Below are 21,185 nucleotides of genomic sequence, written 5' to 3'. Positions count from 1 at the left end.
ATGAAAATTGTATAGCTTTTTATTATCAAAAATTTAACGCTGGTAATAACAAAAAGCTGACAGATTACTCTACCAGCTTTTTTTCTACCAAATTTTTTAAAACCTTTTATAATCCACAACAGGTCTACCACAGTAAACTATGTTGTTTTATTTTTGAGCTTTTGCTGCTTCGGGTTTAGCTGCCGCTTCTTTTTTCGCTTTTTTATCCGCTTTTTTGTCTTTTTTAGGCGCTTTTGCTTCTTTTACAGGGGCTGATTTCGCTGGGGTTGTTTGCGCGCTTACCATTGCAGTTGTTCCTAAAACAGCTACTGCTAACATTACTAATTTTCTCATGATTTTAGTTTTTATAATTATTAATATCTTCATTTATTATACTTCAAAGATATTATCGGAAAATGAAGATTAAATGAAGATTGAGCTCCTCTGAAAAAATTAACGTTTAATTATGTTTTACCGTTTCCGGAAACAACAATGCAAAGGTTGTTCCTTTATTTATTTCAGAAGTAACTTTAATTTCGACATGATGAAAAGAAGCAATACTTTCTGCAATAGCAAGCCCTAAACCCTGGCCCTCCTGATCTGAACTGATTCTGGCAAACCTGTTGAATATATGCTGTATTTGAGAATCACTCATCCCAACACCGGAATCTGCTATCGAAATAAAATAATTATGGTTCTGAAAACCATCCGTGATGGTAATACTGCCTTGAGATTTATTGTATTTTATAGCATTGGTAACCAAGTTATAAATAAGAATGTGAATTAGCGTTTTATTTCCTGTAAAGACATAGTGATGCTGCATTGTATTCAGAAACTGAATTTCTCTGTCCTCAATTCGATCTTGCAAGTCCTCCTGCAGATCATTAACAATCTCATGAAAATTTATATACTCGTTTGCTTCATACTGATTGTTCTCTATTCTGGAAATCAACAATAAGTTATTGATGATTTTTTTTAGCATGTCTAATGTTCTCAGCGATCCTGCAATTTTATCGAATGCGTTATCATCTAAGGATTCATTTTGTAATAAGTTCTCAAACTTACTTTTAAGCAGCGCAATTGGCGTTAGAAGTTCGTGGGAAACATTCGAAATAAACTGTTTCTCTTTTTTAAAAAGTTCCGCAATACGGTCCATCATTTGATTTAAAACAAAATCAAGTTCCCTGAAATCCCGCGATCTGGCTTTTATAGGGGTATGATCAAAAGCCTCAGGTTCATTGACCCGCCTTATTTTAGTGTCAATAATTTTATAAAAAGGCTTCAGTAAATATTCAATATAAAAAGTATCAGCCAAAAAAGTAATGAGCAATATCACCACAAAAACTATTATGATAAAAAAGCGAATGATAAAAGTAAGGTCTTTTACTTCCCCAAGACTGCTTCCAATTTCGAGCTGGTAATCCTGATTTCCATAAGTAAAATGATACTGCAAAATTCGATACTCATTCTCTTCTCCTTCGATAATCCGGTAGTCATTACTAAAAACCGGTTTTTTCTGATCGGGTTTCAGAGAAGACTTAGAAAGCACCAAAAACTCACTGTGAAGGGTTGAAAACTGCGAGTATGTTTCGGTCGAATCGTCTGAATCCTTCGTAAAGTCATCAATCTCATTTTGATTTAGATGTTCAATAAACTTCTGCTTCTTTTCGAGTAAGCCGTTATTGATATGTCTATACACCACATTTTCTACCAAAATGGGCAGCATAAGCCATAGAATCAAAATAACCAACAGCCTTGTCAGCGCATTAAAAATAGCCAATTGATGTTTTATTTTCACAGTCCTTACTATTTATTCGTTTATACGATATCCTACGTTTCTCACCGTTTCAAACCAGTCAATTTCTGTATGTTTGTCCAACTTTTTTCGAAGATTCCGAACATGAACATCAATAAAATTAGAATCGGAATTGACCTCCAGAATGTCTCCCCAAATATGTTCTGTCAATTGCAATCTGGTAATCACTCTGTTTTTATTGAGAACCAAATATTGAAAAATATCAAACTCCTTCTTGGTGAGATTAATGGGCGTTTCATCATAACTCACTTTATAATCCTGAAGCTGTAGTAAAAAACCATGAATGCTTAAACTATTCAGAGTAAAACCATGCATCCTTCGAATGACCGCAAACAATCGCGCACTAAGCTCTGTGAGAGCAAAAGGTTTTGTCAAATAATCATCAGCACCTAAATGCAAACCGTTTATTCTGTCATCGAGTTCACCACGTGCCGTAAGTACAATAACTGCCATTTTCGACCTGGTTTTCCGAACTGTTTTCAGCACTTCAAACCCATCTCCGTCAGGCAAACCAAGATCCAGGAGCATAGCATCATAGTCATTGCTGTTTACTTCTTCCAAAGCATCACTACAATTGTGAACAATTCTACATATATAACCCGCATTACACAGAAAATCATAAACCTCCGCAGCAAGTTCTTTATTATCTTCAACAATCAAAACATTCATAATACAGCATTTAAGTGCAACTAAATTTAAGCAATTATAAAAAGCATCGTTGCGCATTATTAAAAAAATTAACGAATAAAAAAAGCCAGTAAATTTCTTTACCAGCTCTCTTCAACCTCATTCTCCATAATCATTACTTCTGTTTTGCCTCGTTTACAATTCTTCGTAAGCAAAACGAAAACAATTTTTACTACTTCATTTTAGTTGTTTCTGCTTTTGGAGCTTCGCTTTTTTGTGATTTCATTTTTTTATCAGCTCTGTTTTTGTGGTGCTTAGTTGCTTTTACTTCTTTCACAGGAGCTGTCTTTGCCGGAGCTGTTTGTGCGCTAACCATTACACTTGTTCCTAAAACTGCCACGAGTAACATCATTAGATTTTTCATAACTTTTGATTTAAATTGTTATTTTGTTTTACACTTTTATTGTCTTATTTTTTCTCTTTTGGAGCTTCTGCTTTTGGCGTTGCAGTTTTTGCTGCTTTCGCTTTTTTATCCATTTTATGTTTAGGGTGTTTTGTCGCTTTTACTTCTTTAGCCGGAATCGGTTTAATACCTTTAGCCGGAAATGCACTTACCATAACACTTGTTCCTAAAACTGCCACTAACAACATCAATAAATTTCTCATGATTTCTAAAATTTTATATTAATACCTTTTATTTTACAGATCAAATTTACCCCTGCAATATGAAGACAAAATGAAGAAACCTTGCCCATTTATAATTTTAACTTTATTTTATAAAAAAACGACGGAAATACTCCCGTCGCTTCCTCTTTATAGATGTTGTTTTTAGAAACCTAATCCCAGAGTCATAGCCGTAACAGTTGGTGTAAAGCCAATCGTTTTGCTTGCTGCACCAGATGTTAAGTTAATTTTATATATAGACTGTACACCACTAACAGTTAATATTGCAAACGCCTCATTACTGGTCCCTCCTATATCGAACCCGTTCATTCCTGTTGCCATTACTCCCAAACTACCCACCAACACCAAGGTTCCGTTATTTGGGGGATTTTGAAGATAGAGATTATTCGTTCCTGAATCAATAACAAACAACTGTGTCGTTGATGCCTGTGCAAAATTATTAGTATAAGCAGCAGCCGTAACCGATGGTGTCCCCGGATTAAGAAGAACATCAGTAGCCGCAACTACTCCCGTATCCGGATGCAGTCGAAGATTTTGCCCGGCATTACTCACCACACGTATTCTATCGACGGTTGGATTAAAATCAAATCCAAAATTCTGACCAGATAACGATGGCGATAATCCAGTCCCAACCGCAGTAGTCTGACCATTTGAAATATTAATCATTAACAGTCTGCTTTGATTTGTTAATGCATAAAGAGCTCCGTTTGCGGGTCTGAAATCCAGACCAACTACCTGCTCACTTGTAGCCATCCCGGTTAAAGCAACAGAATTTGAAGTTCCCGTTACCGGGTTCAACCTGTACAAAATATTGGTCTCTGTGGTTGCATAAGCGATTGGTTTTGTCTTAAATGCTATTTCAATAATTTGTTGGGAAAAAACTCCAACCCAACCTGCTTCGCCAGTCATTAAATCAATCGTATACAATCTGGATTCATTGTTTTTAGTATTGACTGCTAATGCCAAATTCGTATCAGCCTCAATATCAATACCTCCTATTCCCGAAAAATCAACTTTTAAACTTCCAATTTCCTGAATTTTTCCATCATTTGGAGGATTCTGCAGATATACTTTGTCGGTAGCGTAATCAATATCGAATAATTGAGTTGTAGTACTACCTGAGAAACTATTGGTATAGGCAACGGCTCCAATCTGAGCATTAGCGACACCATTTATACTTCCGTCTGTCGCTACTACAGTTCCTAATTCAGGATGCAGCCTGAGATTCTTGCCGTTATTAGACACCAAACGTATCCTGTCGACTGTCGGGTTAAAATCGATAGCAGAAGATGTCCCTTCAATCAAAGGCGTGAAAGGTCCGGCTCCAAGTGGTGTCGCTAACCCTGAATTTTCATTTATAACGTACAATCTGCTGGTAGAACCCAAACCATAAAGCTGTCCCGTTGAAGGTCTGTAATCAATACTTATAATATTTTCTCCCGATTGCAATCCCGTTATAGCGTAAGAACGGACAGGAGTCTTTAAATCTCTGGCTTTAAAATAAAAAATCTTATTGTCATTTGTCAGCGCTGTAAAGTCTACAGGAGGAGCAATACCAGGTGTTGGTACCGGTTCAGGTTGCGGAACCGGAGTTCTATCGTCATCATTAGAACAGGCTCCAAAAAATGACATTAATCCCATTACGAAAATGGATTTCGACATACGTATATTTTCTCTCATAACACATTGTTTTTTATTTACTTACGACAAAACATTCCTTCTGGTTTGATTCTTTTTTAAACTTCACAGAAAAAAATTAAATCCTTCCTGCTATAATCAGGAAAAACAAATAACAAATTAATTTGTGTCCTAATATTATATCGATATTTGTAACTTTGAAAATTGAATTGATAAACTGAACATATGTCGTCACAAAAACGCCTTTTTTTACTTGATGCTTACGCTTTAATATTTCGCGGCTACTACGCCTTCATAAAAAACCCAAGGATCAACTCCAAAGGAATGGATACATCAGCGATCATGGGATTCATGAATTCGCTTTTAGATGTTATCAAACGTGAAAAACCGGATCATTTGGCTGTAGCTTTTGATAAAGGCGGAAGCCAATTGCGAAACGAATTATTCCCTGAATACAAGGCTAATCGCGATGTGACGCCTGAAGCCATTAAAATTGCTGTTCCTTATATCTGCGAATTGTTAAAAGCCATGCACATTCCGATTATTGAAGTGTCAGGTTTTGAAGCCGACGATTTAATTGGAACGATTGCCAAACAAGCCGAGAAAGAAAATTATAAAGTTTTTATGGTAACTCCGGATAAGGATTTTGCGCAATTAGTTTCGGAGAACATCTTTATGTACAAACCTGCCCGCATGGGAAATGGAATTGAAATTTGGGGAGTTCCTGAAGTCTTGGCAAAATTCGAAATCGAGCGTCCGGAACAAGTCATCGACTTTCTTGGAATGATGGGTGATGCCGCCGATAATATTCCGGGACTTCCGGGAGTTGGCGAAGTAACCGCCAAAAAACTCCTAAAAGAATTTGGAACGATGGAAAACCTATTAGCCAATACAGATAAGCTAAAAGGAAAAATGAAAGAGAATATCGAGGCCAATAAAGAAAAAGGATTGTTGTCTAAAAAATTGGCAACCATTTTATTAGACTGCCCGGTAACCTTTAACGAAGACGACTACGAGTTAGTTCGACCTGATATTGAAAAAACCGATGCTATTTTTCAGGAGCTTGAGTTCAGACGAATGGCAGAGCAATTTGACAATTTGTTTAAAACAGGCGACGGGAACGAATCAGCGGCTTCAGCTCCGGTTTCTGATGCCAAATTATATAAAAAACCACAACCTAAAAACGAAGATCAGTTTGATCTTTTTGGAGGTGGTTCTACCGAAGAAAATGCCGAAGCAACCAGAACTTCTTTTTACAATACTTTAGAAAACACACCTCACTCCTATCAGGCCATTCAGGGAGATCTTGGTATAAAACTGCTTTTGCAAAACCTGCAAAACCAGACTTCTGTTTGTTTTGACACCGAAACTACAGGTTTAGATGCTTTGCATGCCGAGTTGGTAGGTATCGCTTTCTCTTACGAAAAAGGAAAAGCTTTTTATGTGCCGTTTCCGGAAAATCAGGAAGAAGCTCAGACTTTAATTGAAAAATTCAGACCTTTCTTTGAGAATGAAAATATCGAAAAAATAGGCCAAAATTTAAAATACGATTTGAAAATCCTTTCCAATTATGATATTACCGTAAAAGGAAAGCTTTTTGATACCATGATTGCGCACTATCTAATCAATCCGGATATGCGTCATAATATGGATATTTTATCAGAAACCTATTTGAAATATGCCCCAAAACCAATTGAAGAATTGATTGGCAAAAAGGGAAAAAATCAAATTACAATGCGTGATGTGTCTCTTGAAGACATCAAGGAATATGCTGCCGAAGATGCTGATATCACTTTACAGTTAAAAGAAATTTTTACTACAGAATTAGACAAAACCGAGACTAAAAAACTGTTTGATGAAATTGAAATACCATTAGTAAGCGTTTTAGCTGCTATGGAGACAGAAGGAATTCGTCTGGATGTCGAATTTTTAAACGCAATGTCTAAAGAAATGGATGTTGAAATCAAATCTTTAGAACACAAAATATACGAAACTGCAGGAGAGAAATTCAATTTAGCTTCCCCTAAACAGTTAGGTGATATTTTATTTGATAAACTTAAAATTGGCGGAGCTAAACAGAAGAAAACCAAAACCGGACAATATGCAACCGGCGAGGAGGTTTTGACTTATTTGGCTAACGACAATCCAATTGTAAAACAAATTCTGGACTGGCGTCAGATGGTGAAATTGCAAAGTACTTATATACTGGCTTTACCGGAACAAGTAGACAAAAAAACATTACGCGTTCATACCGATTATATGCAGACCGTTGCTGCTACAGGACGCTTGAGTTCTAACAATCCAAACTTACAAAACATTCCGATTCGTACCGAAAGAGGACGTCAAATTCGTAAAGCTTTTGTAGCACGCGATGAAAACTATACTTTAATCTCTGCCGATTATTCGCAGATAGAATTAAGAATTATTGCCGCTTTGAGTGGTGAAGAAAATATGATTGCCGCTTTTAAAAATGGAGAAGACATTCACAAAGCAACTGCTGCCAAAGTTTTTGATGTGCCTTTGGATGAAGTTTCCCGCGAACAAAGAAGCAACGCCAAAACCGTTAACTTCGGGATTATTTATGGTGTTTCTGCCTTTGGATTGAGTAATCAGACTTCTTTATCCCGCAGCGAAAGTGCTGCATTGATTGAGGCGTATTATAAAACCTACCCAAGACTGAAATCTTATATTTCTGAACAAATAGAATTTGCCCGTGAAAAAGGATATGTACAAACCATCTTAGGCCGTCGTCGTTATTTAAAAGACATTAACTCAGCGAATGCCATAGTTAGAAGTGCCGCCGAACGAAATGCCGTAAATGCACCTATCCAGGGAAGCGCTGCCGATGTGATCAAAATTGCCATGATCAACATTCATAAAAAACTAAAAGAAGAAAATTGGAAATCTAAGATGCTGCTTCAGGTGCATGATGAGCTTGTGTTCGATGTTCACAACGACGAACTCGAGAAGATTCAGCCTATGATCAAACACGAAATGGAAAATGCCTTTACGATGGCAGTTCCTTTAGAAGTTGAACTCGGAATGGGTAAAGATTGGTTGGCCGCACATTAATAATTTTAGATTTCAGAGTGTTGATTTTAGATTTCAGTATTTTTATGAAAAAATATGCTTTGCTATTTTTTGTCCTTTATACTATGATTGCTTTTAGTCAAGAGACTTACTATTTGGAAGGAACTTTGGCTAAAAGCAAAATCTATATGAAAATTGACGTTTATAAAAACGACAAAGAGACGAGCTTAAATGCTGTTTACTTTTATCAAAATTCATTAAAAGACATTAAACTGGAAGGAAACTTAAAAGACAATCTTTTTACTTTCTATTTTAAGCCAAACAATGTAATAACTGAAAAATTTTATCTGAAAAAGTTGGCTGACAATAATTTTGAAGGATCCTGGTACAATGCTAAAGGGATACAATATCCGGTAAAAATTCAACCTATAAATTTTTCAGGCTACAAAGCGAATCTCGACAAATATTATGCTGACGACAAATTAAATTATATAAAGTATAAATTTTTAGAGTTCAAGAAACAGAAAACTACCACTTATAACAATAAGGAATTTGTATGGTATTCTGAAAAACACTGTGATTCGGAATTTTTCAGGGTAGGAGGAAATAACTTTTCAGAAAAAAACAAGTCAATCCTAAATCCAATTCTCGAAAAAATCCATATTCAGAACACTTTAGATCAGCTCAATTGTTCTTCGTCTTTTGAATATAGTGAAGGAAAAGGAATAGAAGGAAATACTGTCGTAACTTTTTTAAATTCGAATTTACTGGGATTTCAAATTTCAAGCTCTTATTATTGCGGTGGTGCTCATCCAGACTGGGGAAGCAGAGGCTATCTGATTGATTTAAACAATGGAAAGGATTACGGGATTGACGACATACTGGCTTTTGACAAAAGCGTTACAACAGAAGAACAAAGCAATTTTTCGAATTTTTCTAAATATCGCTCTGATTTTTTCGCTCCGAAATTATTAAGCACAATTACTTCAGAATATCATTTTGAAAAACCAAAAGACGATAGTGATCCCTGCGATTATACCAATGAAGAATATTGGGATTTCCCTTCCTGGAATTACACCGAAAAAGGCATCGAATTTACCCCGATTTTTGCAAGAGTTGACAGGGCTTGCGAAGAATCTTTTTTAGTCTCTTTTGAGAAATTAAAAAAATACAAAAATCCTAGATTTCCTTATACCTTATAAAAAAACCATCAGCTGCGGCTGATGGTTTTCTGTTTATTAAACTTTTCTTGTAGATTCTCGTTCTTTCAATTTTGTTTTGATCACGATCGTTTCATAGTCTGATGTTTCACCTTCCGGCTCTTCTAATCTTTGAATCAATCTTTTGGCAGCGACCTCTCCAATCTCAATTCCGTGCTGACTTACCGTTGTCAAACTTGGCGACAAACGTCTTGAAGCTAAAATTCCATCAGCAAAACCTATAATTGAAATATCTTCAGGAACCTTATATCCTTTTTTAAGACTTACACGTAAAGCAGCCACCGAATCATTCTCGTCCAAAGCAAAAATAGCATCAATTTTATGCTCAAAAATGGCATCAATTTTGGCTTTCATATCTTCTTCGGAGTCGGTACGAAGAATGATATTCTCGTTTATCTGAATATTATTATCTTTTAATGCTTTTAAGTAACCATCAGCTCTTAATTTTCCAACGCTTAAATTGTCTACTGACGAAATCAGAGCAATATTTTTACATCCTAAATCAATTAAATGCTGTGTTGAGTTTAAAGCAGAATCAAAATCGTCTACCACCACTTTATCACATTCTACTCCATCAGCAATTCTATCAAACATCACAATAGGAGTTCCATCGCTGATAATATCCGAAAAATGACCATACTCTTCTAATTTTTGCGCTTCTTCAGATACTGATAATATAAATCCGTCAATAGTTCCGTTGCTTAACATTTCAAGCGTATGAACTTCTTTTTCCAAAGATTCATTCGAAATACAAGTGATTACATTATATCCTTTTTTATCTGCTACTTTTTCGATACCACTAAAAACCTTTGCGAAAAAGGAGTTCAATATATTAGGTATAATTACTCCTATTGTTTTGGTTTTACGATTCTTTAAATTCAAACCAATAACATTCGGTTTATAATTTTTGAGTTTGGCATACTCTTTAATCTTCACCTTTGTTTGCTCACTAATCTCCGGGCTATCATTCAATGCCTTAGAAACAGTCGATACAGAAACACCTAGTTCCTTCGCAATTTGTTTTAGAGTTGCTTTAGCTTTCATTTAAAAATAAATTTTATGTAATTAATACAAATATAGTAGAATTACCTAAAATAAAACAAAAAACACGTTATCCTATTTAAAATTTCAACGTGTTTTTTAAATAAAATTAAAATAAGCTTCTTTTCTAAAACCGCAAGTCCTAAAATTTCGTTAATACCTTAATACATGTTATTAACCTTTTAAAAGTCCTTGATTATGAAAAACGAAGTTAAAATTCATGAAGTAGATCCTTCATTGAATAACAGAAGGAGCTTCCTTAAGCTCAGCGGCCTTACATTAGTTAGTGCCGGTTTGATTATGGCCGGTTGCAGCGATAATGACAATGACAACGACATGGAAGACACTACGTTACCCGGAATCCGAAACGGCGTCTTTGATTTAGGATCGGGTGATTTTGGAGTACTAACCTATGCGTATGCCTTAGAACAACTGGAAGCCGACTTTTATACTAAGGTTGTAAACTCAGCAACTTTTAATGTAACTTTCAATCCTATCGAACGGCAGGTACTAACAGACCTGTATCATCACGAAGTAATTCACAGAGATTTTTTCAAAGCTGCTTTAACCGGAGCACTTCCTGATCCGAGCTCTCAATTACTTCCTTCCTTAGCTTTTAACTACGGTTCTTTGAATTTTAACAGCCGTACGGAAGTTCTTGCTACAGCAAAAGCATTAGAAGACACCGGAGTTGCTGCTTACAATGGGGCAGGAAAATTAATTAAAAGTGCAGACTATTTACTTTTAGCAGGAAAAATTGTTTCGGTAGAAGCCAGACACGCATCAGCCATCAGAAGTTTAATTAATCCTAATTCTAAAGATTTTGCCGGCGATGATATTGTAAACGCAACAACAGGTTTGGATGCAGCACAAGATCCTTCAAAAATTCTACCAATTGCAGGAGGCTTCATTACAACAAAATTTACAGCCAAATATTTACCTTAATCTTAACAAGCTAAAACTTAGAAATTATGAATATTTTAAAATTTATAGAAACATTTACTGATGATAGCTTGATGAGAAGCACTGGTTCAAGAAGAGACAGTTTTAATCAGTTTGGAAGTATTGGAAAAACATTAGCCTACGCATCAATCCCTTTTGGATTATCAGCAATGGCAAATAAAGCATTAGCAAAAGACATTACTGCAACACCCGCAACTCCTATTGGAGCCTTGCAATTTGCCTTAACTTTAGAATATCTGGAAAACGAATTTTATGCTATGGCATTAGATTCCGGAGTAATTCCGGCATCAGAAAATGGCGGACGCGATTTAAAAGTTTTTCAGCAAATAGCAGCACATGAGTCCGATCACGTTAAATTTTTGATAGCAGGACTGGGCGGACCAGCAAGTGCAAATTTTGTCGCTAAACCTACTTTTGACTTTACTGTTGGAGGAGCTTTTGATCCATTTCATGACTACCCAACCTTTTTAGCATTAGCACAAGCCTTTGAAGATACAGGCGTTAGAGCCTACAAAGGTCAGGCAGCAAATTTAATCACGACACCTGATTTACTAACTGCCGCATTACAAATTCACTCAGTAGAAGCCCGTCATGCTTCTGAAGTACGACGTTTAAGAGGATTAAAAGGATGGATTTCGAATAGTGAACGAGGCGCAGGAATGCCCGCTGCAACACAAGCTGTTTATGATGGTGAAGGAGTTACCGTACAGGCAGGATTCAACACGGCAGCTGCATTTGGAGCTTCTGCAGGGTCAGAAGCTTATGATGAGCCACTTACGACACAACAAGTCGTTGATATTGCAAATTTATTTATTGTTTAGCCAAAACAATTCTAAATATTAAACCACCTTCGCGTTATTGTGAAGGTGGTTTTTTTTTATTGTTTTAAATCAAAAACTGATGTCCTGATTTTCAGCAGATAAAATATTCTTTTCAGGTATTTGGTTTTAAAATAATTAATTGTACTTTTGCATCCCCTTTATTGGGGATGGAATGTTTAATTAAAATAATATTATGGACGCATTAAGCTACAAGACAATTTCAGCTAGCAAAGCCACTGTAACTAAAGAGTGGATTGTTGTTGATGCTGAAGGTCATAACTTAGGTCGTCTTGCTTCAAAGGTTGCAATGATCTTAAGAGGTAAGTACAAACCAAGTTACACACCGCACGTTGACTGTGGAGATAACGTAATTGTTATCAACTCAGAAAAAATTAACCTTACAGGTACAAAAATGAATGACAAAATTTACATGCGTCATACAGGTTACCCAGGAGGACAAAGAACTTTAACTGCTAAAGTATTGCAATCTAAGAATCCTGCATTATTAGTAGAAAAAGCTGTAAAAGGAATGTTACCTAAAAACAAATTAGGAGCTGAACTTTTTAGAAATCTAAATGTTGTTGTAGGTGCTGAGCATACTCACGGAGCTCAAAAACCTAGAACTGTTAACCTAAACGATCTTAAGTAATGGGAGTTATTCACAAAATCGGTAGAAGAAAAACCGCTGTTGCACGTGTATATGTTTCTGAAGGAACAGGAAAAATCACTGTAAACAAAAAAGAATTCGCAACTTACTTTCCAACTGCAACTTTACAATACAAAGTTTTACAACCATTATCTATGACAGAAAATGCAAGTAACTTTGATGTAAAAGTAAACGTTTACGGAGGTGGTTCAACTGGTCAGGCAGAAGCTGTAAGAATGGCACTAGCACGTGTAATGTGTGAAGTAAACATCGAAAACAGAGCTATCTTGAAACCAGAAGGTTTATTAACAAGAGATCCAAGAATGGTTGAACGTAAGAAATTCGGTCAGAAGAAAGCTCGTAAGAGATTCCAATTCTCTAAACGTTAATATTTACCTGTCTTGTACATTTGGTGCAGGACACCATCAATTATTTATTGAAATTAAAAAACACAGTTGTTGTTGCTCTCCTATTGAGGTAGGAAATAGTTTAGCATCTAAATGGGTTAAGCGATTATAAAGATTGAAAGATTAAAAAGATTAAAAGATTGAAAAATCTAAAAATCTAAAATCTAAAATCTAAAATCCAAAAAAACACATTGCTAATCAACAGAACGTAAACTAGTACAAAAATGGCAAACAAAATAGAAGTTAAAGACTTACTAGAAGCAGGTGTTCACTTTGGACACATGACTAGAAAATGGGACCCAAATATGGCCCCTTACATTTATATGGAGCGTAATGGTATTCACATTATCAATCTATATAAAACTGCAGCAAAAATTGAAGAAGCTAACGAAGCTTTGAAAAAAATCGCTGCATCAGGTAGAAAAATCTTATTCGTAGCTACCAAAAAACAAGCAAAAGACATCGTTGCTGACAAAGCAAAAGCTGCAAACATGCCTTACATCACTGAAAGATGGCCAGGTGGAATGCTAACTAACTTTGTTACTATCAGAAAGGCAGTTAAAAAAATGTCTTCTATCGATAAAATGAAGAAAGATGGTACTTTCATGACGTTATCTAAAAAAGAGCGTTTGCAAGTTGATCGTCTACGTGCTAAATTAGAGAAAAACTTAGGTTCAATCGCTGATATGTCTAGACTACCTGCAGCATTGTTCGTAGTAGATATCAAAGCTGAACACATCGCAATAAAAGAAGCACAAAAATTAAACATTCCAGTTTTCGCAATGGTTGATACGAATTCTGACCCAAGAGAGGTTGATTACGTTATTCCTGCAAATGATGATGCTTCTAAATCAATTGACAAAATTTTATCTTTAGTAACTGCTGCTGTAATCGAAGGTCTTTCTGACAGAGGTTCTGAAAAAGAAACTGAAGCTACAGAAGAAGCTGCTCCTGCTGCTGTAGAAGCTGCACCAGCTGTTGATGCTGCTCCTGCAACTGAAGAATAAATCAAATTTAAATTCCAAATTTTAAATTCTAAAATCCAAACACAAATTAAAAACGTTATGTTGATAATTTAATAAAATTGGAGTTTAGAATTTAAAAGATGGAATTTTTACTTTTAACATTAAAATTCAAAATATTATGGCAACAATTACTGCTGCAGACGTAAATAAATTAAGACAATCTACAGGTGCCGGAATGATGGACTGTAAAAAAGCTTTAGTTGAGGCTGACGGAGATTTCGATAAAGCTATACAAGTCCTTAGAGAAAAAGGACAAAAAGTTGCTGCTAACCGTTCTGACCGTGAGTCTTCTGAAGGAGCTGCTGTTTCTTTTATCAATGCTGACAATACTAAAGGAGCTATCATCACTTTAAACTGCGAAACTGATTTCGTAGGTAAAAATGAGGCTTTCGTAACTTTAGCTAAAGAATTAGTTGAAAAAGCTATTAACTTCTCTTCTAAAGAAGAATTTTTAGCTTCAGATTTCAACGGAATTACTGTTGCTGAAAAATTAATCGAGCAAACTGGAGTTATTGGAGAAAAAATCGAAATCGGTGGTTTTGAAATTTTAGAAGGTGCTTTTGTTGGATCTTATGTTCACGTTAACAAAATTGCTGCATTAACTGCAATTTCTGCTGCAATTCCTAACGCTGAAGTTTTAACTAAAGATGTTTCTATGCAAGTTGCTTCTATGGGAGCTGATACATTATCTTACAAAGATTTTGATCCTGCTTTCGTTGAATCTGAGCTTGCTGCTCGTATTGCTGTAATCGAAAAAGACAATGAAGAAGCAAAACGTTTAGGAAAAACTTTAAAAAATGTTCCTAAATACATCTCTTTCTCTCAATTAACTGAAGAAGTTTTAAAACAAGCTGAAGAAGATGCTAAAGCTGAATTAAAAGCTGAAGGTAAACCAGAGCAAATTTGGGACAAAATTATCCCAGGAAAAGTTCAACGTTTTATCTCTGACAATACTACTTTAGATCAAGAGAAAGCTTTGTTAGATCAAAACTTTATCAAAGATGATAGTAAAAAAGTTGGTGATTACGTTAAAGGATTCAACGTTGAAATTACAGGTTTCAAAAGAGTTACTTTAGGTTAATATATTATTTCAATATTTAAAAAGCCCGAATATTAATTTATTCGGGCTTTTTTTTATGTAATGTTTATTTGTGAAATGTTAGATGTAAAATGTGAAGAAGTTAGAATCGTAACTTTTAAAGATAGTGCCTCGAATCTATTTCATCTTCGGAGCAACTCGATTATTTCGTAAATCTCAAGTTTCCCTCTAATTCCATCTCACATTTTACATTTTACATCTAACTATTTATTTATTGATCGGAAAATTTCTGGCACGCATTAAAGCATCAGATTTAGGAGCTCTTCCTCTAAAGTTCTCATACGCTTTCTCCTGATCGATTGTATTTCCAACACTAAAAATAGTATCATACAAACGTTTTGCTACTACCTTATCATAAGGTCCTTTTCCTTCTGTAAAAGCCTCATAAGCATCTGCATTGATCACATCAGCCCACAAATAACTGTAATATCCTGCCGAATACCCGTCACCTGAGAAAATGTGTCCGAATTGAGGAATTCTGTGACGCATTACAATTTCTGATGGCATGTGAAGCGCATCTAAAGTCTCTTTCTCAAATTTATGAGGATCAATAGTAGTCGTTGACAAATGAAGTTTCATATCAATTAAAGAACTCGAAATTGTTTCTACAGTTGAAAAACCTTCATTAAAATTAGCCGCTTTCTCGATTCTTTCTACAAGAGCCTGAGGCAATGGCTGATTTGTTTTATAATGTAAAGCAAACTTATTTAACACTTCTGGAGTAGCCAACCAGTGCTCTAACAATTGAGACGGGAACTCTACATAATCCCTAGCTACATTTGTACCTGACAAACTTGGATAGGTTACATTAGAACACAATCCGTGAAGCGCGTGTCCAAATTCATGAAACAAAGTCGTAGCATCTTCCCATGAGATTAAAATCGGTTCATTTTCGCCTCCTTTTATGAAGTTACAGTTGTTAGACACAATGGTCAAAACTTCCCCGTCCATTCTCTGCTGATCACGATACGCATTCATCCATGCTCCTGAACGCTTTCCTGCACGTGCATAAGGATCAAAATACCATAAACCTACCACTTTACCCGTAACTTTATTACTTACCTCCCAAACACGTACGTCAGGATGATAAACCGGAACATTCGTAATTTGCTTGAAACTTAAATTGAATAATTCTCCGGCAACCCAGAACATTCCTTCACGTAAGTTCTCTAATTGCAAATAAGGTTTAACTTCATTTTGATCTAAATCATATTTTGCCTTTCTAACTTTTTCAGCATAATAACGATAATCCCAAGGCTGAATTTTAAATTTACCTCCTTCTGCGTCAACAATTTTCTGCATTTCAGCGACATCCTGATGCACTTTCTCTACAGCAGGCTTCCACACAGACTCCATTAAAGCTAATGTCTTCTTAGGATCTTTTGCCATTTTATTAGACAAACTCCAATCAGCAAAAGTTGGAAATCCTAACAAATTAGCTTTCTTTGTACGCAATTGCAAAATAGAAACCAAAGTAGCATTGTTGTCATTTGCATTACCGTTATCTCCGCGTTTTACAAAAATATCAAATGCTTTTTCTCTTAAATCCCTACGAGTCGAGAAAGTCAAAAACGGTTCGATAGACGAACGTGTATTAGCCACACAGCCCAATACATCTAACTTTCTGTTTTTTGCTTCGGCAATAGCGGCATTTTTTACTTCGGTTGGTAAACCGTCAAAATCACTTTCTGTTTTTAAAGCTACGTATTGATTGCGCTCCTCAGCCAATAGATTCTGACTGAATTTAGTGAAAAGACTAGCCAGTTCCTGGTTGATTTTCGCTACTTTCCCTTTATCAATATCATTAAGTTTTGCACCTTCACGAACAAAATCAGTATAATATAACCAAATCAAACGCTGTTGTTCACTGGTAAGTTTCTTGCTTTCCTTTGAATTATACAAAGCTTCAATTCTTGCGAATAATTTTTTGTTCTGAACAATCTGATCTGCAAATTCAGATAATTTTGGAGACATTTCTGTTTCAACAGTGTTAAATTCAGGTGTACTTAAAGTAGAACCATAAATCCCGTAAACACTATAAATTCTGGAAATTGTTTTACCCGAACGCTCTAAAGCTGCAATTGTATTTTCAAAAGTTGGTGCTTTCGGATTGTTCGTAATAGCATCAATTTCGCTTAGTTTTTCCTGAATTGCAAATTGAAAAGCAGGTTTAAACTGCGAAACCTTATACTCATTAAAAGCAGGAACCCCACCATAAGGACCTGTCCATTGTTGCACCAACGGATTGTCCGGATTAGTCTGTGCGTTAGCCGCAAGTAAGGTTGTTCCCATGAGAAAAATTGTCATTAATTTTTTCATTATCGTTGATTTGTTTTAAATAGTTTATTGTTCCAAATGTAACTAAAAATCAGTATTCATTTAAAAATTTTAACTTTGAAGTCCTCTAAAAACTACCCTTTAATTTAAATATTCGTCTAAAAAGTTATAGAGAAATAGTTTAAATTTGAAACATCATTAACCAAATCACATGTTTAAAACCCGCAGAGAAATTGTTTTTGTAATTCTGGCCGGCATCTTTATAACAAATGCTGTTGTGGCCGAACTTATTGGAGGAAAATTAATTCAGATTGGACCGTTTGTCATGAGCATTGGTATTTTACCATGGCCTATTGTCTTTTTAACAACTGATTTGATCAATGAGTATTTTGGTGAAAAAGGGGTAAAAAAGTTATCCTTCATAACCGCTTGTTTGATTGCTTATGCCTTTCTGATCTTATTTATGGCCATTGTAATTCCGGCCGCCAAAGGAATCAGTCCAGTTAACGACGAACAGTTTCGGGCCGTTTTTGGACAAAGTATGTGGATCATTGTTGGTAGTTTAATCGCTTTTATGGCCTCTCAACTAATTGATGTCTGGATCTTTTGGTTTTTCAAAAGACGCACCGGAGAACGAAAAATATGGCTTAGAACCACAGGATCAACCGTAATCTCGCAATTATTCGATTCTTTTATTGTACTAGGAATTGCTTTCTGGTTACCCGGAAAAATTGATTTTGATACTTTCATCTCATCCGGTTTAACGGGTTACATTTTTAAACTGTCTGTTGCTGTTTTACTAACTCCGGCGATTTACGCGGGACATCATTTAATTAAGAAATACTTAGACGAAGATCCGGCGCACAAAAATCCCAAATATAAAAAATAATGGTGAACGAAAATCTGATACGATGCGGCTGGTGTTCTTCCAGCGATTTATATAAAAAATACCACGACGAAGAATGGGGTGTTCCCATTTATGATGATCCGTCTATATTTGAATTTTTAATCCTGGAAACCTTTCAGGCTGGTCTAAGCTGGATTACAATTTTGAATAAAAGAGAAAATTTCAGAACCGCCTTCGATCATTTCGATTATAAAAAAATTGCTCAGTATCCGGAAGAAAAAATAGAATCTCTATTGCAGGATACCGGAATTGTTCGAAACAAACTTAAAATTCGTGCTACCATTTCAAACGCACAGGCATTCCTGAAAGTACAAGAAGAGTTCGGCACTTTTTCTGACTATATTTGGAAGTTTACCAACGGAAATCCGATCGACAACAATCCAAAAACCTTAAAAGATGTTCCTGCCACTACTCCTCTTTCAGACGAAATTAGCAATGATTTGAAAAAACGCGGCTTCAAATTCGTTGGCTCAACCGTGATTTATGCCCATATGCAGGCCACCGGAATGATTAACGATCATGTCGAAGATTGCTTTACCCGAAAAAGGAAATAGCCGCAGTTGCAGTCTCGGTTTTCACTTTTTAGAGCTTAATTTTTTAAGCTAAAGACTGAAAACTGAAAACTGAGACTGAAAACTTTAAAAAAATCATTACATTTGCTTCACACTTTAGGGGTGTCTACAACTTGTAGGCTGAGATTTTACCCTCTGAACCTGATCTAGCTCACACTAGCGTAGGGAAAAGTAAGATGACTTCTGCGCGCATTTTTATGCGCAATTGTAGCCATTCCTAAAGTATAACTACATACTAAACTCAAAAGGAATGGAACTAAAAATCAACCAACAAATCAAACAATTCAATGCTGAATCGTTAAGCATTCAGTCATTGCTCGATCTCGAAATCCCCAACAAACAAAACGGAATTGCCGTTGCCATTAACAATAATGTTGTTCCAAGAACCAACTGGAACCAACAGCTTGTATCCGAAACTGACGAAATTCTAATTATTTCTGCCACACAGGGGGGATAAAATTCCAATTTTTCAAATTCCAAATTCCAATTGTCAAGCAAGAACTAGACGCACTACCGTGCCCCTATACAATCGACAATTAAATTTCACATCTTACATTTCACATCTCACAAAATACAACTACAAGCTATGACTACAGAAGAACAAATTTCCAGAACTCCATTTCCTAACTCCCAAAAAGTGTATGTAAGTGGTGAAATCCATCCTATCAAGGTGGCCATGCGCGAGGTTCTGCTGAGCGACACTAAACTTTCAAACGGCGGAATCGAAAAAAATCCTCCCGTAACGGTTTATGATACTTCCGGTCCATATACCGATCCCAAAATTGAAATTGACATTCGAAAAGGACTCCCGAGATTAAGAGAGCAATGGATTTTAGATCGTAATGATGTCGAAATTCTAAGTGAAATCACTTCTGATTATGGACAAAGCCGATTGAAAGACGAAAGTTTAAATCATCTTCGATTTGAATATTTGCATCAGCCCAAAAGAGCCAAAAACGGAGCCAACGTGACACAATTGTATTATGCCAAACAAGGCATTATCACTCCTGAAATGGAATATATTGCTATTCGTGAAAATCAACGAATAGAACTTCTAAACGAACAAACCAAAGCCATGCAATGCCAGCATGGTGGTCATAGTTTTGGAGCCAATACTCCCAAAAGCAAAATCACTCCCGAATTTGTTCGCAGCGAAGTAGCTTGCGGAAGAGCCATTATCCCTAACAACATTAATCATCCCGAAAGTGAACCGATGATTGTCGGACGCAACTTTTTGGTAAAAATAAATGCCAACATTGGTAATAGCGCTGTGACTTCGAGCATTGAAGAAGAAGTTGAAAAAGCAGTCTGGGCTTGCCGTTGGGGCGCCGATACCATTATGGATTTATCAACAGGCAAAAACATTCATGAAACCAGAGAATGGATCATTCGCAACTCTCCTGTACCCATTGGTACTGTACCAATCTACCAGGCTCTGGAAAAAGTAAAAGGAATTGCCGAAGACCTAACCTGGGAAGTTTTCCGTGATACTTTAATCGAACAGGCAGAACAAGGTGTTTCTTATTTTACGATTCATGCCGGAGTACTGTTACGCTACATTCATTTAACAGCCGACAGGGTTACCGGAATTGTTTCTCGTGGTGGATCTATCATGGCAAAATGGTGCTTGTTTCATCATAAAGAAAACTTCTTATACACTCATTTTGAAGAGATCTGTGCAATCATGAAGCAATATGATGTTGCTTTTTCTCTAGGAGATGGTTTACGTCCGGGTTCTATTGCTGATGCCAATGATGCCGCTCAATTTGCTGAATTGGAAACTTTGGGAGAATTAACTAAAATTGCCTGGAAACACGATGTTCAAGTTTTCATTGAAGGTCCCGGTCACGTTCCTATGCACATGATCAAGGAGAATATGGACAAACAACTGGAACATTGTCATGAAGCTCCTTTTTATACTTTAGGCCCTCTAACAACGGACATTGCACCAGGTTACGATCACATTACCTCTGCCATTGGAGCAGCAATGATTGGCTGGTATGGTTGTGCGATGCTATGTTATGTTACTCCAAAGGAACACCTCGGCTTACCTAATAAAAAAGATGTAAAAGATGGTGTGATCACCTATAAAATCTCCGCACATGCCGCCGATCTGGCTAAAGGCCATCCGGGAGCACAATACCGCGACAATGCCTTGAGCAAAGCTCGTTTTGAATTCCGCTGGGAAGATCAGTTCAACTTATCACTCGATCCAGATACTGCAAGAGAGTTTCATGATGAAACCCTTCCTGCTGACGGTGCAAAAGTCGCCCATTTCTGTTCGATGTGTGGTCCTAAATTCTGTTCCATGAAGATTTCTCAGGAAATTCGTGACGTAGCTGCTGCTGAAAAAGGCATGCAGGAAAAATCGGAAGAGTTTATTGAGCAGGGGAAAGAGATTTATATCTAATGTAGTTAGTGAAGAAAATAGAA

Annotated in this window: 20 protein-coding genes and 1 riboswitch; of the genes, 12 read left to right on the top strand and 8 right to left on the bottom strand. The window is 36.2% G+C overall.

Annotation, left to right across the window (positions count from 1 at the left end; translation table 11 throughout):
• Nucleotides 1-147 precede the first annotated feature (147 nt).
• From OGZ34_RS07860 to OGZ34_RS07835, 6 genes are all read right to left on the bottom strand, one after another.
• Nucleotides 148-333 carry a hypothetical protein gene (locus OGZ34_RS07860; RefSeq protein ID WP_173964126.1) on the bottom strand — a complete coding sequence of 62 codons (186 nt, stop codon included), beginning with the start codon at nt 331-333 and terminating at the stop codon, nt 148-150.
• Nucleotides 334-439: 106 nt separating this feature from the next.
• Nucleotides 440-1,777 carry a sensor histidine kinase gene (locus OGZ34_RS07855; RefSeq protein WP_263362674.1) on the bottom strand — a complete coding sequence of 446 codons (1,338 nt, stop codon included), beginning with the start codon at nt 1,775-1,777 and terminating at the stop codon, nt 440-442.
• A gap of 12 nt (nt 1,778-1,789) precedes the next feature.
• Entirely contained in the window at nt 1,790-2,464 is a 675-nt protein-coding gene (locus OGZ34_RS07850; protein WP_173964127.1) for a response regulator transcription factor, read from the bottom strand.
• A 190-nt stretch (nt 2,465-2,654) separates the two neighbouring features.
• Nucleotides 2,655-2,846, bottom strand: coding sequence for a hypothetical protein (locus OGZ34_RS07845; protein WP_173964128.1), 192 nt, complete (start codon nt 2,844-2,846; stop codon nt 2,655-2,657).
• Between the two features lie 44 nt (nt 2,847-2,890).
• Nucleotides 2,891-3,088: a hypothetical protein gene (locus tag OGZ34_RS07840; protein ID WP_173964129.1), complete on the bottom strand. Its 198-nt coding sequence runs from the start codon at nt 3,086-3,088 to the stop codon at nt 2,891-2,893.
• A gap of 162 nt (nt 3,089-3,250) precedes the next feature.
• On the bottom strand, nt 3,251-4,786 hold the full coding sequence (locus OGZ34_RS07835) for a DUF4394 domain-containing protein (RefSeq protein WP_263362673.1): 1,536 nt from the start codon (nt 4,784-4,786) through the stop codon (nt 3,251-3,253).
• A gap of 183 nt (nt 4,787-4,969) precedes the next feature.
• Between OGZ34_RS07835 and polA the strand changes: the two genes are divergently transcribed.
• Nucleotides 4,970-7,816, top strand: coding sequence for a DNA polymerase I (polA, locus tag OGZ34_RS07830; RefSeq protein WP_263362672.1), 2,847 nt, complete (start codon nt 4,970-4,972; stop codon nt 7,814-7,816).
• Nucleotides 7,817-7,962: 146 nt separating this feature from the next.
• Nucleotides 7,963-8,976, top strand: coding sequence for a hypothetical protein (locus tag OGZ34_RS07825; protein ID WP_263362671.1), 1,014 nt, complete (start codon nt 7,963-7,965; stop codon nt 8,974-8,976).
• A 36-nt stretch (nt 8,977-9,012) separates the two neighbouring features.
• Here OGZ34_RS07825 and OGZ34_RS07820 read toward each other — a convergent pair whose 3' ends face one another.
• Complete coding sequence (locus OGZ34_RS07820) at nt 9,013-10,038, bottom strand: LacI family DNA-binding transcriptional regulator (RefSeq protein ID WP_263362670.1); 1,026 nt, start codon at nt 10,036-10,038, stop codon at nt 9,013-9,015.
• Nucleotides 10,039-10,233: 195 nt separating this feature from the next.
• Here OGZ34_RS07820 and OGZ34_RS07815 point away from each other — a divergent pair, with 195 nt between their 5' ends.
• From OGZ34_RS07815 to tsf, 6 genes are all read left to right on the top strand, one after another.
• Entirely contained in the window at nt 10,234-10,980 is a 747-nt protein-coding gene (locus OGZ34_RS07815) for a ferritin-like domain-containing protein (protein WP_173964133.1), read from the top strand.
• A gap of 26 nt (nt 10,981-11,006) precedes the next feature.
• Complete coding sequence (locus OGZ34_RS07810) at nt 11,007-11,819, top strand: ferritin-like domain-containing protein (protein ID WP_173964134.1); 813 nt, start codon at nt 11,007-11,009, stop codon at nt 11,817-11,819.
• 193 nt (nt 11,820-12,012) lie between these two features.
• Nucleotides 12,013-12,468 (top strand): 50S ribosomal protein L13, encoded by a 456-nt coding sequence (rplM, locus tag OGZ34_RS07805; protein WP_026983738.1) that lies wholly within the window; start codon nt 12,013-12,015, stop codon nt 12,466-12,468.
• Nucleotides 12,468-12,854 (top strand): 30S ribosomal protein S9, encoded by a 387-nt coding sequence (gene rpsI / locus OGZ34_RS07800; RefSeq protein ID WP_017497947.1) that lies wholly within the window; start codon nt 12,468-12,470, stop codon nt 12,852-12,854. The genes rplM and rpsI overlap by 1 nt, the downstream gene beginning before the upstream one ends.
• Nucleotides 12,855-13,096: 242 nt before the next feature.
• Nucleotides 13,097-13,879 (top strand): 30S ribosomal protein S2, encoded by a 783-nt coding sequence (rpsB, locus tag OGZ34_RS07795; protein WP_173964135.1) that lies wholly within the window; start codon nt 13,097-13,099, stop codon nt 13,877-13,879.
• 136 nt (nt 13,880-14,015) lie between these two features.
• Nucleotides 14,016-14,978 carry a translation elongation factor Ts gene (tsf, locus tag OGZ34_RS07790; protein ID WP_173964136.1) on the top strand — a complete coding sequence of 321 codons (963 nt, stop codon included), beginning with the start codon at nt 14,016-14,018 and terminating at the stop codon, nt 14,976-14,978.
• Nucleotides 14,979-15,203: 225 nt separating this feature from the next.
• On the opposite strand, the gene OGZ34_RS07785 is transcribed toward tsf, so the two are convergent.
• On the bottom strand, nt 15,204-17,315 hold the full coding sequence (locus OGZ34_RS07785; protein ID WP_263362669.1) for a M3 family metallopeptidase: 2,112 nt from the start codon (nt 17,313-17,315) through the stop codon (nt 15,204-15,206).
• 169 nt (nt 17,316-17,484) lie between these two features.
• Between OGZ34_RS07785 and OGZ34_RS07780 the strand changes: the two genes are divergently transcribed.
• The 4 genes from OGZ34_RS07780 (at nt 17,485) to thiC (ending at nt 21,162) form a co-directional block, all read left to right on the top strand.
• On the top strand, nt 17,485-18,162 hold the full coding sequence (locus tag OGZ34_RS07780) for a queuosine precursor transporter (RefSeq protein WP_263362668.1): 678 nt from the start codon (nt 17,485-17,487) through the stop codon (nt 18,160-18,162).
• Nucleotides 18,162-18,734 (top strand): DNA-3-methyladenine glycosylase I, encoded by a 573-nt coding sequence (locus OGZ34_RS07775; protein ID WP_263362667.1) that lies wholly within the window; start codon nt 18,162-18,164, stop codon nt 18,732-18,734. The genes OGZ34_RS07780 and OGZ34_RS07775 overlap by 1 nt, the downstream gene beginning before the upstream one ends.
• Before the next feature lie 106 nt (nt 18,735-18,840).
• A riboswitch (TPP riboswitch) is annotated at nt 18,841-18,937 on the top strand.
• Nucleotides 18,938-19,002: 65 nt separating this feature from the next.
• Nucleotides 19,003-19,209 (top strand): sulfur carrier protein ThiS, encoded by a 207-nt coding sequence (gene thiS / locus OGZ34_RS07770; protein WP_173964140.1) that lies wholly within the window; start codon nt 19,003-19,005, stop codon nt 19,207-19,209.
• 129 nt (nt 19,210-19,338) lie between these two features.
• A complete protein-coding gene (gene thiC / locus OGZ34_RS07765) occupies nt 19,339-21,162 on the top strand; it encodes a phosphomethylpyrimidine synthase ThiC (RefSeq protein ID WP_173964141.1) in 1,824 nt (607 codons plus the stop codon).
• Nucleotides 21,163-21,185: the final 23 nt, after the last annotated feature.

Origin of the sequence: Flavobacterium collinsii, assembly GCF_946903285.1 — a bacterium.
Taxonomy (GTDB): domain Bacteria; phylum Bacteroidota; class Bacteroidia; order Flavobacteriales; family Flavobacteriaceae; genus Flavobacterium; species Flavobacterium collinsii.
Note: the sequence above shows the minus strand (reverse complement) of the source record. Positions and strands in the feature narration are given on the sequence as shown.

What these genes read in the sequence shown, in the direction of transcription:
- OGZ34_RS07815 (WP_173964133.1), top strand. Translation starts at nt 10,234, where the DNA reads ATGAAAAACGAAGTTAAAATTCATGAAGTAGATCCTTCATTGAATAAC.
- OGZ34_RS07840 (WP_173964129.1), bottom strand. Translation starts at nt 3,088, where the DNA reads ATGAGAAATTTATTGATGTTGTTAGTGGCAGTTTTAGGAACAAGTGTT.
- OGZ34_RS07775 (WP_263362667.1), top strand. Translation starts at nt 18,162, where the DNA reads ATGGTGAACGAAAATCTGATACGATGCGGCTGGTGTTCTTCCAGCGAT.
- tsf (WP_173964136.1), top strand. Translation starts at nt 14,016, where the DNA reads ATGGCAACAATTACTGCTGCAGACGTAAATAAATTAAGACAATCTACA.
- polA (WP_263362672.1), top strand. Translation starts at nt 4,970, where the DNA reads ATGTCGTCACAAAAACGCCTTTTTTTACTTGATGCTTACGCTTTAATA.
- thiC (WP_173964141.1), top strand. Translation starts at nt 19,339, where the DNA reads ATGACTACAGAAGAACAAATTTCCAGAACTCCATTTCCTAACTCCCAA.
- OGZ34_RS07845 (WP_173964128.1), bottom strand. Translation starts at nt 2,846, where the DNA reads ATGAAAAATCTAATGATGTTACTCGTGGCAGTTTTAGGAACAAGTGTA.
- OGZ34_RS07785 (WP_263362669.1), bottom strand. Translation starts at nt 17,315, where the DNA reads ATGAAAAAATTAATGACAATTTTTCTCATGGGAACAACCTTACTTGCG.
- thiS (WP_173964140.1), top strand. Translation starts at nt 19,003, where the DNA reads ATGGAACTAAAAATCAACCAACAAATCAAACAATTCAATGCTGAATCG.
- OGZ34_RS07820 (WP_263362670.1), bottom strand. Translation starts at nt 10,038, where the DNA reads ATGAAAGCTAAAGCAACTCTAAAACAAATTGCGAAGGAACTAGGTGTT.
- OGZ34_RS07835 (WP_263362673.1), bottom strand. Translation starts at nt 4,786, where the DNA reads ATGAGAGAAAATATACGTATGTCGAAATCCATTTTCGTAATGGGATTA.
- OGZ34_RS07850 (WP_173964127.1), bottom strand. Translation starts at nt 2,464, where the DNA reads ATGAATGTTTTGATTGTTGAAGATAATAAAGAACTTGCTGCGGAGGTT.
- rpsI (WP_017497947.1), top strand. Translation starts at nt 12,468, where the DNA reads ATGGGAGTTATTCACAAAATCGGTAGAAGAAAAACCGCTGTTGCACGT.
- rpsB (WP_173964135.1), top strand. Translation starts at nt 13,097, where the DNA reads ATGGCAAACAAAATAGAAGTTAAAGACTTACTAGAAGCAGGTGTTCAC.
- OGZ34_RS07810 (WP_173964134.1), top strand. Translation starts at nt 11,007, where the DNA reads ATGAATATTTTAAAATTTATAGAAACATTTACTGATGATAGCTTGATG.
- rplM (WP_026983738.1), top strand. Translation starts at nt 12,013, where the DNA reads ATGGACGCATTAAGCTACAAGACAATTTCAGCTAGCAAAGCCACTGTA.
- OGZ34_RS07780 (WP_263362668.1), top strand. Translation starts at nt 17,485, where the DNA reads ATGTTTAAAACCCGCAGAGAAATTGTTTTTGTAATTCTGGCCGGCATC.
- OGZ34_RS07860 (WP_173964126.1), bottom strand. Translation starts at nt 333, where the DNA reads ATGAGAAAATTAGTAATGTTAGCAGTAGCTGTTTTAGGAACAACTGCA.
- OGZ34_RS07825 (WP_263362671.1), top strand. Translation starts at nt 7,963, where the DNA reads ATGAAAATTGACGTTTATAAAAACGACAAAGAGACGAGCTTAAATGCT.